The sequence below is a fragment of the Ramlibacter sp. 2FC genome (assembly GCF_005503345.1).
Taxonomy (GTDB): Bacteria; Pseudomonadota; Gammaproteobacteria; order Burkholderiales; family Burkholderiaceae_C; genus SCMQ01.
Genome location: NZ_SCMM01000024.1, coordinates 1 through 13,728, shown reverse-complemented (window position 1 = coordinate 13,728; position 13,728 = coordinate 1). Strand labels below are relative to the sequence as shown.

The 13,728-nt window shown below is 69.6% G+C and carries 11 protein-coding genes and 1 pseudogene; all 12 read right to left on the bottom strand.

All coding sequences use genetic code 11. From position 1 onward, the window contains the following. Positions 1 to 6: 6 nt before the first annotated feature. Positions 7 to 1,695 (bottom strand): phosphoethanolamine transferase, encoded by a 1,689-nt coding sequence (locus FFS10_RS12060; protein WP_137894717.1) that lies wholly within the window; start codon positions 1,693 to 1,695, stop codon positions 7 to 9. Positions 1,696 to 1,797: 102 nt separating this feature from the next. Beyond that, a pseudogene (locus tag FFS10_RS12055) lies at positions 1,798 to 3,146 on the bottom strand (MBL fold metallo-hydrolase RNA specificity domain-containing protein). Between the two features lie 44 nt (positions 3,147 to 3,190). After that, complete coding sequence (dnaJ, locus tag FFS10_RS12050) at positions 3,191 to 4,336, bottom strand: molecular chaperone DnaJ (RefSeq protein WP_137894716.1); 1,146 nt, start codon at positions 4,334 to 4,336, stop codon at positions 3,191 to 3,193. A gap of 92 nt (positions 4,337 to 4,428) precedes the next feature. Further along, positions 4,429 to 6,366, bottom strand: coding sequence for a molecular chaperone DnaK (dnaK, locus tag FFS10_RS12045; protein WP_137894715.1), 1,938 nt, complete (start codon positions 6,364 to 6,366; stop codon positions 4,429 to 4,431). 76 nt (positions 6,367 to 6,442) lie between these two features. Continuing rightward, positions 6,443 to 7,000 (bottom strand): nucleotide exchange factor GrpE, encoded by a 558-nt coding sequence (grpE, locus tag FFS10_RS12040; protein WP_137894714.1) that lies wholly within the window; start codon positions 6,998 to 7,000, stop codon positions 6,443 to 6,445. 134 nt (positions 7,001 to 7,134) lie between these two features. Then, entirely contained in the window at positions 7,135 to 7,494 is a 360-nt protein-coding gene (locus FFS10_RS12035; protein WP_137894713.1) for an FKBP-type peptidyl-prolyl cis-trans isomerase, read from the bottom strand. 83 nt (positions 7,495 to 7,577) lie between these two features. Continuing rightward, entirely contained in the window at positions 7,578 to 8,759 is a 1,182-nt protein-coding gene (locus FFS10_RS12030; protein ID WP_171016102.1) for a fumarylacetoacetate hydrolase family protein, read from the bottom strand. A gap of 52 nt (positions 8,760 to 8,811) precedes the next feature. Beyond that, complete coding sequence (locus tag FFS10_RS12025) at positions 8,812 to 9,132, bottom strand: winged helix-turn-helix transcriptional regulator (protein ID WP_137894711.1); 321 nt, start codon at positions 9,130 to 9,132, stop codon at positions 8,812 to 8,814. A 116-nt stretch (positions 9,133 to 9,248) separates the two neighbouring features. Beyond that, the gene (locus FFS10_RS12020; RefSeq protein WP_137894710.1) at positions 9,249 to 9,731 is read right to left on the bottom strand and encodes a MarR family winged helix-turn-helix transcriptional regulator; all 483 of its coding nucleotides are present in this window, start codon (positions 9,729 to 9,731) and stop codon (positions 9,249 to 9,251) included. A gap of 67 nt (positions 9,732 to 9,798) precedes the next feature. Beyond that, positions 9,799 to 11,562: an acyl-CoA dehydrogenase family protein gene (locus tag FFS10_RS12015; RefSeq protein ID WP_137894709.1), complete on the bottom strand. Its 1,764-nt coding sequence runs from the start codon at positions 11,560 to 11,562 to the stop codon at positions 9,799 to 9,801. A gap of 24 nt (positions 11,563 to 11,586) precedes the next feature. Continuing rightward, positions 11,587 to 12,579, bottom strand: coding sequence for a Bug family tripartite tricarboxylate transporter substrate binding protein (locus tag FFS10_RS12010; RefSeq protein ID WP_137894708.1), 993 nt, complete (start codon positions 12,577 to 12,579; stop codon positions 11,587 to 11,589). Positions 12,580 to 12,623: 44 nt separating this feature from the next. Continuing rightward, on the bottom strand, positions 12,624 to 13,610 hold the full coding sequence (locus FFS10_RS12005) for a Bug family tripartite tricarboxylate transporter substrate binding protein (protein WP_137894707.1): 987 nt from the start codon (positions 13,608 to 13,610) through the stop codon (positions 12,624 to 12,626). Between the last annotated feature and the right edge of the window lie 118 nt (positions 13,611 to 13,728).

Sequence of the window (13,728 nt, the reverse complement as noted above, 5' to 3'; positions counted from 1 at the left end):
GCGGCTTCAGGCTGCGCGGCAGCGCGCGTAGAGGTCCTGGGCCGGCCGGTAGGCCTCGGTGCGCACGCCCAGGGCGCCGAGCACCGAGTGGAAGAAATGGTCGTGCGAGACCGGGGCATCTATGCCCTGCTTCAGGCAGTCCGTGTGCAGGCCGCGCAGCTGCTCGAAGGAGGGCGACAGCCAGGTGATCCAGGGCACGTGCTTTTGCGCGTCGGGCGCGACGCGCCAGGGCAGGCCGTGCAGGTAGAGCTGGTTCTCGCCCAGCGACTCGCCATGGTCCGAGACATAGATCAGGGCCGGCGACATCGTCCTTTCTTCCGCCTTGAGCCAGTCTATGGTCGAGGCCAGGAAATGGTCGGTGTAGACGATGCTGTTGTCGTAGGCATTGACCAGGGCCTCGCGCTCGCATTCCTGCAGCGCGTTGCTGACGCATTCGGGCAGAAAGCGCTTGAACGCGGAGGGGCTGCGCCTGTAATACGCCGGTCCGTGGCTACCCATCTGGTGCAGCAGCACCACCACTCCGCGCGCGCGGCGCTCGGCCGGCAATTCGGCGATGCGCTGGGCCAGTCCCTGCAGCATGGCCTCGTCGAAGCACTCGCCCTGCTCGCACAGCCCGGGCAGCGGCTGCGCGCCGGTGGCGGCATGCGGCACGCGGTCGCACAGGCCCTTGCAACCCGATTGGTTGTCCAGCCACAGCACCGCCAGGCCCGCGTGCTGCAGCACGTCGACCAGGTTCTCCTGCTCGGCCTTGCGGCTGTCGAAGCCCTCGCGGCCGAGGTCGGAGAACATGCAGGGCAGCGAGGCCGCGGTGCTGGTGCCGCAGGACCAGGCGTTGCGCTGGCTCACCACGTTCTCCGAGGCCAGGCGCGGCGTGGTCGGGCGGGCGTAGCCGTTCAGGGCGAAATGGTCCATGCGCGCGGTCTCGCCAACCACCAGCACCAGCAGCGGCGGCTTGGCGTCCTGAGGAACGGCGGCGGCCTGGGCGTCCAGGCCCAGCGGCAGCAGGGGGCCGCTCCGGCGCTGGAGCGGCTTGGCGGCCAGGTTGCCCAGGGCGTAGAAGGAGTTGAGCGGGTTGACCAGGTAGCGCAGCTGGGTGTGGTTGCGCATCAGCGAGGAGAAGTCCTGGAAGAACAGCAGCAGGGTGCCGGCCGCCAGGGCCAGCGACAGCAGCAGGGTGGCGGCGTTGCTCAGCGCCTGGCGCCGCGGCGCCAGCCGCCGCAGCGGCATGCGCCACAGCCAGCCGGCCGGCAGCAGGCCCAGGCCCGCCACGGTGCCGAACAGGCGCCAGTTGAGCAGGTCGCGCGTCTCGTGCGGGTCGGTCTGCAGCACGTTGGCCATCATCGTGGGGTCGATGACCACGCCGTAGGCCTGCATGAAATAGGCGCCCGCGGCCGCGGCGAGCAGGCTCAGCGTCAGCACCGGCTTGAGCGTCCAGCGCCAGCTCAGCAGGCTCAGCAGGCCGCACAGGGCGGCGCCGACGATCACGCCCAGGCCCAGGGCAAAGCCCAGGCCGCGCCAGCTGGTCAGCTCGGGCAGGCGCAGCAGCTGCTGCCACAGCGGCAGGTTGGCCACGCTGGCCATCCACAGGCTGGCCAGCAGCAGGGGCCATGCCGGATGCTTCCCTGTGGCCTCGGGCGCGCGGACGCCGGCGTCGTGCAGGGGCGAAGAGCCCGGAACAGGGAGCGTTGGCGACATGGGGCCGGATTCTGGCGCGCCTGCCGCCGCTTGTGCTTAACGCAGGATTAAGGGCGCCCAGAGGGCGCGCCAACGGCCGTGTGGGCATTGCCCGGCGGACGCTCAGGCCGGCCAGGTGGCACCGTGTTCGGGCACCATGGCGCGCCAGTGCAGCTCATGCTCGATGCGCTCGCGCAGCATGTCCGAGGCCGCCATGTCGCCGTGCACCACGTAGACCTGACCCGGCGGGCGGGGGCTGCAGCGCAGCCAGGCCAGCAGCTGGTTGGCGTCGGCATGGGCCGAGGCCGTGGCCAGCTGCACCACCTCGGCGCGCACCGCCACGTCCTGGCCGTGGATGCGCAGCTGCTGCTCGCCAGCAGCCAGCCGCGCGCCTGGTAGCCGGTCAGGATGACCATGTTGCGGTGATCGCCTGCGTACAGGGCCAGGTGGTGCAGCACGCGGCCGCCGGTGGCCATGCCGCTGGCCGCCAGGATCACCATGGGGCCGTGGCGCTGCGCGAGCGCCTTGGACTGCTCGGGCGTCTCGACCCTGGTCGCGGCCCGGGTCAGGGCATGGGTTTGACGCGCGTCGAGCCGGTGTTCGCCCAGGTGGCGGCTGAACAGGTCGGTGGTGTGGACCGCCATCGGGCTGTCCAGGAACACCGGCAGCGAGGCCGGGATGAGCTTGCGCTCCTTGAGCTGGGCGATGGTGTGCAGCAGGGTCTGGGCGCGGCCGACGGCGAACACCGGCACCACGGCCACGCCGCCGCGCACGGCCAGGCGCTGCAGGGCCGGGGCGAGCTCGGATGCGACGTCGCCGGCCGGGTGCTGCCGGTCGCCGTAGGTCGACTCGATCAGCACCGTGTCGGCGGCCGGCGGGGCCGCGGGCGGGTTCATCAGCAGGTCGTCGCTGCGGCCCAGATCGCCCGAGAACAGGATGCGCCGGCCCCCGACCTCCAGCAGCAGGCTGGCCGCGCCCAGGATGTGGCCGGCCGAGTAGAAGCGCGCCAGCCAGCCGCGGATGGGCTCGAAGGCCTGGCCCACGGGAACGGGCTTGATCTGCTTGAGGCAGCGCAGCGCGTCCTGGCGCGTGTACAGGGGCAGGGCAGGGGTATGTTTGGAAAAGCCGTGCCGGTTGGCGAAGGCCGCGTCCTCTTCCTGGAGGTGGCCGCTGTCGGGCAGCAGGATGCCGCACAGATCCTGGGTGGCCGGCGTGGCCCAGACACGGCCGTGAAAACCCTCGCGCACCAGCAGCGGCAGGTAGCCGCTGTGGTCCAGATGGGCATGGGTCAGGACCACGGCCTGGACCTGGCCAGGCACCACGGGCAGCGGCTGCCAGTTGCGCAGCCGCAGCTGCTTGTAGCCCTGGAACAGCCCGCAGTCGACCAGCAGGCTGTGGCCGCTGGACTGGACCAGGTATTTGGAGCCGGTGACCGTGCTGGCGCCACCGAGGAAGCTGATGGTGACGCTCATGGGCCCATGATACCCACGAGGCCCACCAGAGCCCCGCTTCGCGATCAGGCGCCGAAGAAGCTCTTCAGGCGGTCGGTCCAGGTGTCGCCGGTCGGCGAGTGCTTGCCGCCGCCTTTCTTGATCGACTCCTCGAGCTCCTTGAGCAGCTTGCGCTGGTGCTCGGTGAGCTTGACCGGGGTCTCTATGGTCACGTGGCAGTACAGGTCGCCCGGGTAGCTGGAGCGCACGCCCTTGATGCCCTTGCCGCGCAGGCGGAACTGCTTGCCGGCCTGGGTGCCCTCGGGGATGTCGATGGCGGCCTTGCCGGCCAGCGTCGGCACCTCGATCTCGCCGCCCAGGGCGGCCGTGGTGAAGCTGATCGGCACCGAGCAGTGCAGGTCGTCGCCGTCGCGCTCGAAAATGTCGTGCTTCTTGAGGCGGATCTCGATGTAGAGGTCGCCGGGCGGCCCGCCGTTGGTGCCGGGCTCGCCGTTGCCGGCGCTGCGGATGCGCATGCCGTCGTCGATGCCGGCCGGGATCTTGACTTCCAGGGTCTTCTGCTTCTTGAGCCTGCCCTGGCCGTGGCAGCTGGTGCAGGGGTCGGCGATGATCTTGCCCGAACCGTGGCAGTGCGGGCAGGTCTGCTGCACGCTGAAGAAGCCCTGGCGCATCTGCACCACGCCCGCGCCGTGGCAGGTGCCGCAGGCCTTGGGGCTGGTGCCGGGCTTGGCGCCGCTGCCGTGGCAGGTGTCGCAGTTTTCCCAGGTCGGGATGCGGATCTGGGCGTCCTTGCCGTGGGCCGCTTCCTCCAGCGTGATCTCCATCGCGTAGCTCAGGTCCGAGCCGCGGTAGACCTGGCGCCCGCCGCGGCCCGCGCCGCCGCGGCCCTGGCCGAAGATGTCGCCGAAGATGTCGCCGAAGGCCTCGGCGAAGCCGCCGAAGCCCTCCGCGCCAGCGCCGCCGGGGCCGCGCATGTTCGGGTCCACGCCGGCGTGGCCGTACTGGTCGTAGGCCGCGCGTTTCTGCGCGTCCGAGAGCATTTCGTAGGCTTCCTTGGCTTCCTTGAACTTGGCCTCGGCGTCCTTGCCGGCGTCACCCTGGTTGCGGTCAGGGTGGTGCTTCATCGCGAGCTTGCGATACGCCTTCTTGATTTCCTCGTCCGAGGCGTTCTTGGGAACGCCCAGCACTTCGTAAAAGTCTCTCTTGGCCATCGTGTGGTTCAAACCGTTTCAACAAGAACGCCGCGCTGAAGATTCCAGCGCGGAATCGTTCAAACGCGGCGGGCGCTGCCGGGCAGCGGCGATCAGCCCTTCTTGACTTCCTTGACCTCGGCATCGACCACGTTGTCGTCGCCGCCGGCCGGCCCCGCCTGGGCGCCGGCCTCGCCACCCGCGGCCTGGCCGGCGGCCTGCTGCGCCTGCATGTCGGCGTACATCTTCTCGCCGAGCTTCTGGCTGGCGGCCATCAGCTCGTTGCTCTTGGCCTCGATGGCGGCCTTGTCGTCGCCCTTGATGGCCTCTTCAAGCTCCTTGATCGCGGCCTCGATCTTGTCCTTCTCTCCGGCCTCGAGCTTGTCGCCGTACTCGGTCAGGCTCTTCTTCACGCTGTGCACCGTGGCGTCGGCCTGGTTGCGCGCCTGGACCAGCTCGAACTTCTTGTGGTCCTCGGCGGCGTTGAGCTCGGCGTCCTTGACCATCTGCTGGATCTCGGCCTCGGACAGGCCCGAGTTGGCCTTGATCGTGATCTTGTTTTCCTTGCCCGTGCCCTTGTCCTTGGCGCCCACGTGCAGGATGCCGTTGGCGTCGATGTCGAACGACACCTCGATCTGCGGCAGGCCGCGCGGCGACGGCGGGATGCCTTCGAGGTTGAACTCGCCCAGCAGCTTGTTGCCGCTGGCGATCTCGCGCTCGCCCTGGAACACCTTGATGGTCACGGCCGGCTGGTTGTCGTCGGCGGTGGAGAAGGTCTGCGCGAACTTGGTCGGGATGGTGGTGTTCTTGCTGATCATCTTGGTCATCACGCCGCCCAGGGTCTCGATGCCCAGCGACAGCGGCGTGACGTCCAGCAGCAGCACGTCCTTGCGGTCGCCCGAGAGCACCTGGCCCTGGATCGCGGCGCCCACGGCCACGGCCTCGTCGGGGTTCACGTCCTTGCGCGGCTCCTTGCCGAAGAATTCCTTGACCTTGTCCTGCACCTTGGGCATGCGGGTCATGCCGCCGACCAGGATCACGTCGTGGATGTCGGAAACCGACACGCCGGCGTCCTTGATCGCGGTGCGGCAGGGCGCGATGGTGCGCTCGATCAGCTCCTCGACCAGGCTTTCCAGCTTGGCGCGGGTCAGCTTGATGTTCAGGTGCTTGGGGCCGGTCGCGTCGGCCGTGACGTAGGGCAGGTTGATGTCGGTTTGCGCGCTGTTGGACAGCTCGATCTTGGCCTTCTCGGCGGCTTCCTTCAGGCGCTGCAGGGCCAGCACGTCCTTGGACAGGTCCACGCCCTGCTCTTTCTTGAACTCGCCGATGATGTAGTCGATGATGCGCTGGTCGAAGTCCTCACCGCCCAGGAAGGTGTCGCCGTTGGTCGACAGCACCTCGAACTGCTTCTCGCCCTCGACGTCGGCGATCTCGATGATGGAGATGTCGAAGGTGCCGCCGCCCAGGTCATAGACGGCGATCTTGCGGTCGCCCTTTTCCTGCTTGTCCAGGCCGAAGGCCAGGGCCGCGGCCGTGGGCTCGTTGATGATGCGCTTGACTTCCAGGCCCGCGATGCGGCCGGCGTCCTTGGTGGCCTGGCGCTGCGAGTCGTTGAAGTAGGCCGGCACCGTGATCACGGCTTCGGTCACCGGCTCGCCGAGATAGTCCTCGGCGGTCTTCTTCATCTTGCGCAGGATGTCGGCGGAGACTTGCTGGGCGGAGATCTGCTTGCCGCGCACTTCGACCCAGGCGTCGCCGTTGTCGGCGGCCACGATCTTGTAGGGCATCAGGTCGATGTCCTTCTGCACTTCCTTTTCGGCGAACTTGCGGCCGATCAGGCGCTTGATGGCGTACAGGGTGTTTTTGGGGTTGGTCACGGCCTGGCGCTTGGCCGAGGCGCCGACCAGCACCTCACCGTCCTCCTGGTAGGCCACGATGGACGGCGTGGTGCGCGCGCCCTCGGAATTCTCGATCACCTTGGTGGTGTTGCCTTCCATGATGGACACGCAGCTGTTGGTGGTGCCCAGATCGATGCCGATGATTTTTCCCATGACGTTCTCCGCGATTCTTTGAAAAAGTTGGATATCAGTAACTTGTGGATAACTTGAAGGGTTTCAAGTCATGTCTTCATTTCGGCGCGGCCACCGTCACCAGGGCCGGGCGCAGCACGCGCTCGGCGATCAGGTAGCCCTTTTGCAGCACCGTGACCACGGTGTTGGCTTCCTGCTCGGCCGGCACCATGCTGATCGCCTGGTGCTGGTGCGGGTCGAACTTCGCGCCCGCGGCGGGGTTGATCTCGATCACCTTGTTGCGCTCGAGCGCGCTCCTGAGCTGGCGCAGCGTGGCCTCGGCCCCCTCGCGGATCTGCTCGGGCGTGGCTTCCTTCACTGCCAGGCCCGCTTCCAGGCTGTCGAGCACCGGCAGCAGGTTCTCGGCGAAGCCTTCCACGGCGAACTTGCGGCTCTTGGCGATCTCCTCGTCGGCGCGCCGGCGCGCGTTCTGCGCGTCGGCCAGGGCGCGCAGGCTCTGCTCGGCCAGCTCGGTGTTCTTGGCCTGCAGGACGCCGATCTCGGCCTGGGCCTGGGCCAGCGCGTCGGCCTCGCCGGCGCCGGCCGCGGCCAGTTCCTCGGGGCTGGGCGCCTCCCCAAGTGCTTGATTCAGTTCGGGTTGTTGGTTTTCGGACATGCGTTTTCGCCGGAAAAAGAAGTGCAATGCGGGCCTAGATCGGGGCGCTGGGCGGTATTTCAAGGGGGGGAGTGGCGCCCGGCGCCGGGGCCGGACCGGGGCCCGGACGCGCGGTCCAGGCCCGAGCGGGCGAATCAGGCCGAGACGGCCAGCAGTTCCACGTCGAACTTGAGCGTGGCGTTGGGCGGGATCACGCCGCCGGCGCCGCGCGCGCCGTAGCCCAGGGCGGCCGGGATGAGCAGGGTGCGCTGGCCGCCGACCTTCATGCCGGCCACGCCCTCGTCCCAGCCGCGGATCACCATGCCGGCGCCGAGCGCGAACTCGAAGGGGTCGTTGCGGTCGCGGCTGGAGTCGAACTTGCTGCCCTGCTGGCCGTTGTTGTAGAGCCAGCCGGTGTAGTGCACGCTGACATGCTGGCCCTTCTGGGCCTCGGCGCCGCTGCCCACGACGGTGTCTTCGTACTGCAGGCCGGACGGGGTGGTGATCATGGGCATTCCTTTGCTGTTTGCCTGGGGCGCAGGTGGCCCGTGCGGGACGGCCGGATGCGCGCAGATGGAGGAGGGGGAACAGCCCGGAATTATGCCAGCAGGCCGCGCCGCGCCAGGTCGCGCATCAGCGCGCCCATGCCGTAGGTCCAGGGCGGCACGCGGTCCGAGTGGTTGACGCGGTTGACCAGGGCGCCTAGCGCCGGCGTGGCCACCGTGACCAGGTCGCCGACCACATGGGTGAAGCCCTGGCCCGGGCCATGCCGGTCCTGGGTGGGCGCGAACATGGTGCCCAGGAACAGCATGCAGCCGTCGGGGTACTGGTGGTTGGCGCCCATGGCCTGGCCCACCAGGTCCAGCGGGTCGCGGCTGATCTGCTGGAGCGAGCTCGCGCCCTGCATGACGAAGCCGTCCGGCCCGGCGACCTGCATCGACAGCTCGCAGCGGCGCACGTCGTCGATGCCGAAATCCGCGTCGAACAGGCGTACGAAGGGGCCGATCGCGCAGCTGGCGTTGTTGTCCTTGGCCTTGCCCAAGAGCAGGGCGCTGCGGCCCTCGAAGTCGCGCAGGTTGACGTCGTTGCCCAGGGCCGCGCCGCGCACCTCGCCGCGCGAGTTGACGGCCAGCACCACCTCGGGCTCGGGGTTGTTCCAGGCGCTGGCGGGGTGGATGCCGACCTCGGCGCCCGGGCCCACCGCGCTCATGGGCTGGGACTTGGTGAAGATCTCGGCGTCGGGGCCTATGCCGACTTCCAGGTACTGGCTCCACACGCCCTGGGCCAGCAGCACTTCCTTGAGCTGCAGGGCCTCGGCCGAGCCGGGGCGCACGCTGCGCAGGTTGTCGCCGATCACCGCCACCACGGCGCTGCGCACCGCCTCGGCCTTGGCGGCGTCGCCGCGCGCCTGCTCCTCGATCACGCGCTCGAGCATGGAGGCGACGAAGGTCACGCCCGAGGCCTTGATGGCCTGCAGGTCGCAGGGTGGGAGGAACCAGGGCAGGGCCGGGTCGCGCGCGTCGGCGGCCGAGTTGGCCAGCACGGCGGCGGTGTCGGCGATGCGCGGCGCCGCGAAGGCGCGCACGGCGGCGGCCGGGTCTGGCAGCTCCAGCAGGGCACTGCTGGTGGGCGCCAGCGGCGAGAGGTCGTGCAGGCCCTCGCCTTGCACGCGCACCAGCACCGGGCCGCTGCCCTGCACCCAGATGCGGGCGATCAGCAGGGCGCGGTCGGCGTCCTGGGGCAGGCAGGAGGCGGGGGTCAGAAGCGAGCTCAGGTTCATGGTGATGACGCGGGGTGGGAAATCGGTGGGGTGGTCGCCGGGCCGGCGCTGCTCAGGCCGGCTTTTCCTTCTTCCTGGCCTGGTTCGCCGTCCACTTGGCGGCGAAGGCCGGCAGGTCCGACAGGCGCTTGGTCAGGTCCAGGCCGGCGGCGGTGAGGCTGTAACCCTCGCCGCCGTGGGCGATGAGCTCGGCGCCGCGCAGCTCCTTGAGGCGCGTGTTCAGGGTGTTGGGGGTGATGCCGCCCACGCTGTCCTGCAGCAGCCGGAAGGTCTGGGCATGGCCATCGCGCAGGGCCCACAGCACACGCAGCGCGTAACGGGCTTCGAGCAGTCCCAGCAGCTGGTGGATGGCTGTGTTTTCCTTGGCACTCATTCCTGTTGTTCTCCTCTGCCGCTGCCGGGGCGGTCTGAATATAGCGCAGTTTTGGCGGATGCTACAGGTTTGATAGCTGCGCGCGCAGGGGGCTGCGCCGGCCGGCGCGGCGCCGTTCAGAGGTAGATCTTCTGCAGCAGCCGGATCAGGGTCTTGCGCTCGGTGTCGGTGAGGCGCGAGGTGGCTGCGGTCTCCAGCTCGCTCGCGGTGCGCTCGGCGTCGAGCATCAGCCGCCGGCCGGCGGCGGTCAGGTGCAGTCCCATGGCGCGGCCGTCGTGCGGGTGGGGCCGCCGCTCGATCAGGCCGCGCTTTTTCTCGAGCGCGCTGATCATGCCGACCAGATTGGGCGGCAGGATGTTGAGCGCGCTGCAGAGCTGGCGTGAGGTGATGCCGGGGTTGTGCGTGATCAGCGAGAGCACGGAGAAGTCGACCGGCCGCAGCTCGTAGACCGCCATGCGCTCCAGGAATTCACCGATGATGGTCAGCGCCGCGCGCCTCGCGTTGTAGCCGATCAGGGTCTGCAGGTAGCGGGTGTCCACCCGCTCGACGGCCGGGGCGGGTGCATGCGCGTTGGGCGAAACGGGCGCTTTGGTGACCATGCGTCGCATCATAAAGGGGGCTGCGCGCCGCGCGGCACCGCGCCAGCCCTGGGGTCGGTCGGTTTGATCAGTCAGCCGAGGCGGCGTCGCGGCAGCGCGTGCGCACGATCTGCAGGCGCATCTCGAACTCGGGCAGCACCCAGTGGCGCAGCGCCTGGGCGGGCGCCTGCCAGCGGGTCTGCAGCGCGGGGTCCGCGGCGGCTTCGTCCGAGGCCGTCAGGCGCGCATGCACGCCGGCCTCGATGCGCGCCCAGGCCCAGGCCAGCAGGGCCAGGGCCACGGCGCGCAGGTAGTCGTCGGCCACCCAGTAGGGCAGGGCCGGGTCCTGGGCGCGGGCCTCGGCCAGCTCGTGCGTGGCTTCGCCCAGGGCCGCCAGCAGGCGCAGCGCCTGCGCGTCCGGCGCATGGCTGGGGTCCAGGTCCTGGCGCAGGTCGTGCAGCAGGGCCGAGAAGCCGGCGCCGCCGTCTGCCAGCACCTTGCGCACCAGCAGGTCGATGGCCTGGATCTCGTTCGTGCCCTCGTAGATCATGGCCACGCGTGCGTCGCGCAGGATCTGCTCTATGCCCCATTCGCGCACGTAGCCATGGCCGCCGAACACCTGCAGGCAGTCGCTGCCGCCGTGGAAGGCCTGGTGCGTGCAGGCCGCCTTGAGCACCGGCGTGACCAGGCTGCACCAGCGCTGCGCGGCTTCGCGCCGCGCGGCGTCAGGGTGGTGCTTGAGCATGTCCAGCTCCACGCCGGTGCGGTAGGCCAGCACGCGGCCGCCGTCGATCCAGGCGCGCTGGGTGTCGAGGATGCGGCGCATGGCCGGGTGCTCGGCGATCGGGCTGGCCTCGCTGGCGGCATCGGTCCCGGGGGCGCGCATCTGGCGACGCTCCTTGGCGTAGGCGTCGGCCTTCTGCCAGGCCGCGTCGAGCAGTCCTATGCCCTGCAGCGCCACATGCAGGCGCGCCGCGTTCATCATGAGGAACATGGCGTTCAGGCCGCGCCCCGGCTCGCCAACGATCCAGCTCTGGGCCTCGTCGAAGCGCATCACGCAGGTGGCGCTGCCGTGCAGGCCCATCTTTTCCTCGATGCGCTCGCAGTGCACGGCGCTGCGCTGGCCGTCGGGGTAGAACTTGGGCACCAGGAACAGCGACAGGCCCCTGGGGCCGGGCGGGGCATCGGGCAGGCGGGCCAGCACCAGGTGCACGATGTTGTCCGTGAGGTCGTGCTCGCCGCCCGAGATGAAGATCTTGCTGCCGCTGAGCGCGTAGCTGCCGTCGGCCTGCGGCAGGGCCTTGGTGCGCGCCAGGCCCAGGTCGCTGCCGGCCTGGGGCTCGGTCAGGCACATGGTGGCCAGCCATTCGCCGCTGGCGATCTTGGCCAGGTAGCGCGCTTTCAGCTCCTCGCTGCCGTGGTGCTTGAGGCATTCGTAGGCGCCGTGCAGCAGGCCGGGCGCCATGGTCCAGCCGTGGTTGGCGGCGCTCAGCATCTCGTAGAGCATGGCCTCCAGCACGGCGGGCAGGCCCTGGCCGCCGTCCTCAGGCGCGGCGGACAGGGCCGGCCAGCCGGCCTGCCAGAAGGCCTGGTAGGCCTCGCGAAAACCCGGCGGGGTGCTCACGCGGCCCACCCCGTCCACCAGCTCGTGCCGGCAGCCGCTCTCGTCGCCATCCCGGTTCAAAGGCGCCACCACCTCGCCGGCGAACTTGCCGGCCTCCTCGAGCACCTGGCGCATCAGCTCAGGGTCGGCCTCGGCGAACGCCGGCAGGGCCTGCAGGCGTGCGGGCGCCTGCAGCACCTGCTCGAGCAGGAAGGCCATTTCATCGGTACGGGGCTGGTAGGCGTTCATGGTGCTCCGGGCGGCGGTTGGCGATCAGGACTCGGCGGTGAAGCCGATCTTCTTGACGATGGGGCCCCAGTAATCGTACTGAGCCTTCATGTCCTTGGCCATGGCCTCGGGCGAGCCGCCCACGGGCACCAGGCCGGAGATCGCCAGGCTGTCGATCACGGTCTTGTCCTTGAGCGCGAGGTTGATCGCTGCGTTGGCGTTGGCCACCACGCTGGCCGGGGTCTTGGCCGGGGCGTAGAAGCCGAACCACTCTTCCACGGTCAGCTCGGGGAAGCCCTGCTCGGCGAAGGTGGGCACCTCGGGCAGGAAGGGCGAGCGGGACTTGCCCGAAGTGGCCAGCACGCGGATCTTGCCGGCCTTGTGGTTGGCCAGGAAGTCGCCGTGCGGCGTGACCATGGAGGCCAGCTGGCCGCCGATCATGTCGGCCACCCCTGGCACCGAGCCGCGGTAGGGCACATGCTTGAGGTCCACGCCGGCGTTGATGCCCATCAGCGCGCCCAGGAAATGCGGCGTCGAGCCGGCGGCGGGCGAGCTGTAGCTCGCGTCCTTGGGGTTGGCCTTGGCCCAGGCCAGGTAGTCCTTCACGGTCTTGACCGAGGCCGGCACCAGCGGGCCCACGGCCAGGCCGTGCGTGAGCATGGAGGCCATGCCCACCGGCACGAAGTCCTTGAACGGGTCGTAGCTGAGCTTGGCGTAGATGTGCGGGTAGACCGACATCATCGAGTAGGGGGTCAGCAGCAGGGTGGCGCCGTCGGGTTGGGCGTTCTTCACCGTCTCGCAGGCGATGCGGCCGGCGGCGCCGGTCTTGTTCTCGACCACGGCCGGGTTCCTGGCGTAGGCGCCGCCGCCCAGCTTGTCGCCGACGCGGCGGCTGGTCACGTCGGCGGTGCCGCCGGCAGGAAAGCCATTGACGATCTTGACCAACTCCAGCGCCTGGGCGAAGGCCTGGTGCGGGGCCAGTGCGGCCAGGGTGCCGGCGGCGCCCAGGGCCTGCACGAAGTTGCGGCGGTTCATCATGGTTTGTCTCCGTTGTGGTTGAAAGAAGCGATCGGGTCGGGCGATCAGGACTCGGCCGTGAAGCCTATGGTCTTGATCACGCGGCGCCATTCCTCGGCGTCGGCCTTCAGCCAGTCGGCCAACTGCTCGGGGGTCGAGGACTGCACCTCCATGCCGACCTGGGCCATGCTGGCGACCACGTCGGGCTGGGCCAGGGCCGGCTGCAGGTAGGCCGCGGCGCGGCGCAGGGTCTGGGGCGAGGCCTTGCCGGGCAGGAAGAAGCCGTACCACTCGCGCATGGTCAGCGGGAACCCTTGCTCGCGGTAGGTCGGCACCTCGGGCGCGAAGGGATTGCGCTGGGTGCCCGAGACGGCCAGCAGGCGCAGCTTGCCGGTCTTGAGGTAGGGCAGGTAGTCGCCCACCGGCGACGACATGGCCGAGATCTGGCCGCCCAGCAGGTCCTGGATGCCGGGGGCCGAGCCGCGGTAGGGGATGTGCTTGAGGTCCGCGCCCGTGACCTTGGCCAGCAGCGCTGCCAGCAGGTGGGGCATGGAGCCCGCGGCCGGCGAGCCGTAGTTGGCCTTGTCCGGATTGGCCTTGGCCCAGGCCAGGAAGTCCTTGATGTTCTTCACGCTGGCCGGCACGGCCGGGCCTACGCCGAAGCCGTGGCTGAAGAAGCAGGCCACCGAGACCGGCGCCACGTCGTCCAGCTTGTAGGGCAGGCGCGGGTAGGTGAAGGGGTAGATGCTCAGCATCGAGGCCGGCGTGAGCAGCATCACGCTGCCGTCGGCGGGGCTGTCCTTGAGCGTGGTCACGGCGATCTGGCCGCCCGCGCCGGGCTTGTTCTCGACCACCACGTTGCCCGCGTATTGCCCTCGCAGCTTGTCGGCGACGCGGCGCGACAAGGCGTCGGTGGTGCCGCCGGCCGGGAAGCCGACCAGGATCTTGGCCAGTTCCAGCGAGCCCTGGGCACGTGCGGCCAGGGGCAGGCCGAGCGCGGCGAGTGCGGCGGTGCCGCAGAGGCTGCGAGTGAAGTCGCGTCGGGTCGTCATGTGCTTGTCTCCGTGCGCCGGTCAAAACCGGCAAAGTGTTGTGAATGAAAGAGTCATACGTTGAAGGCTTAGCCAGCTACGGCGGCCCCGAGTCATGCGTGCACATTCGTGAGGGTGT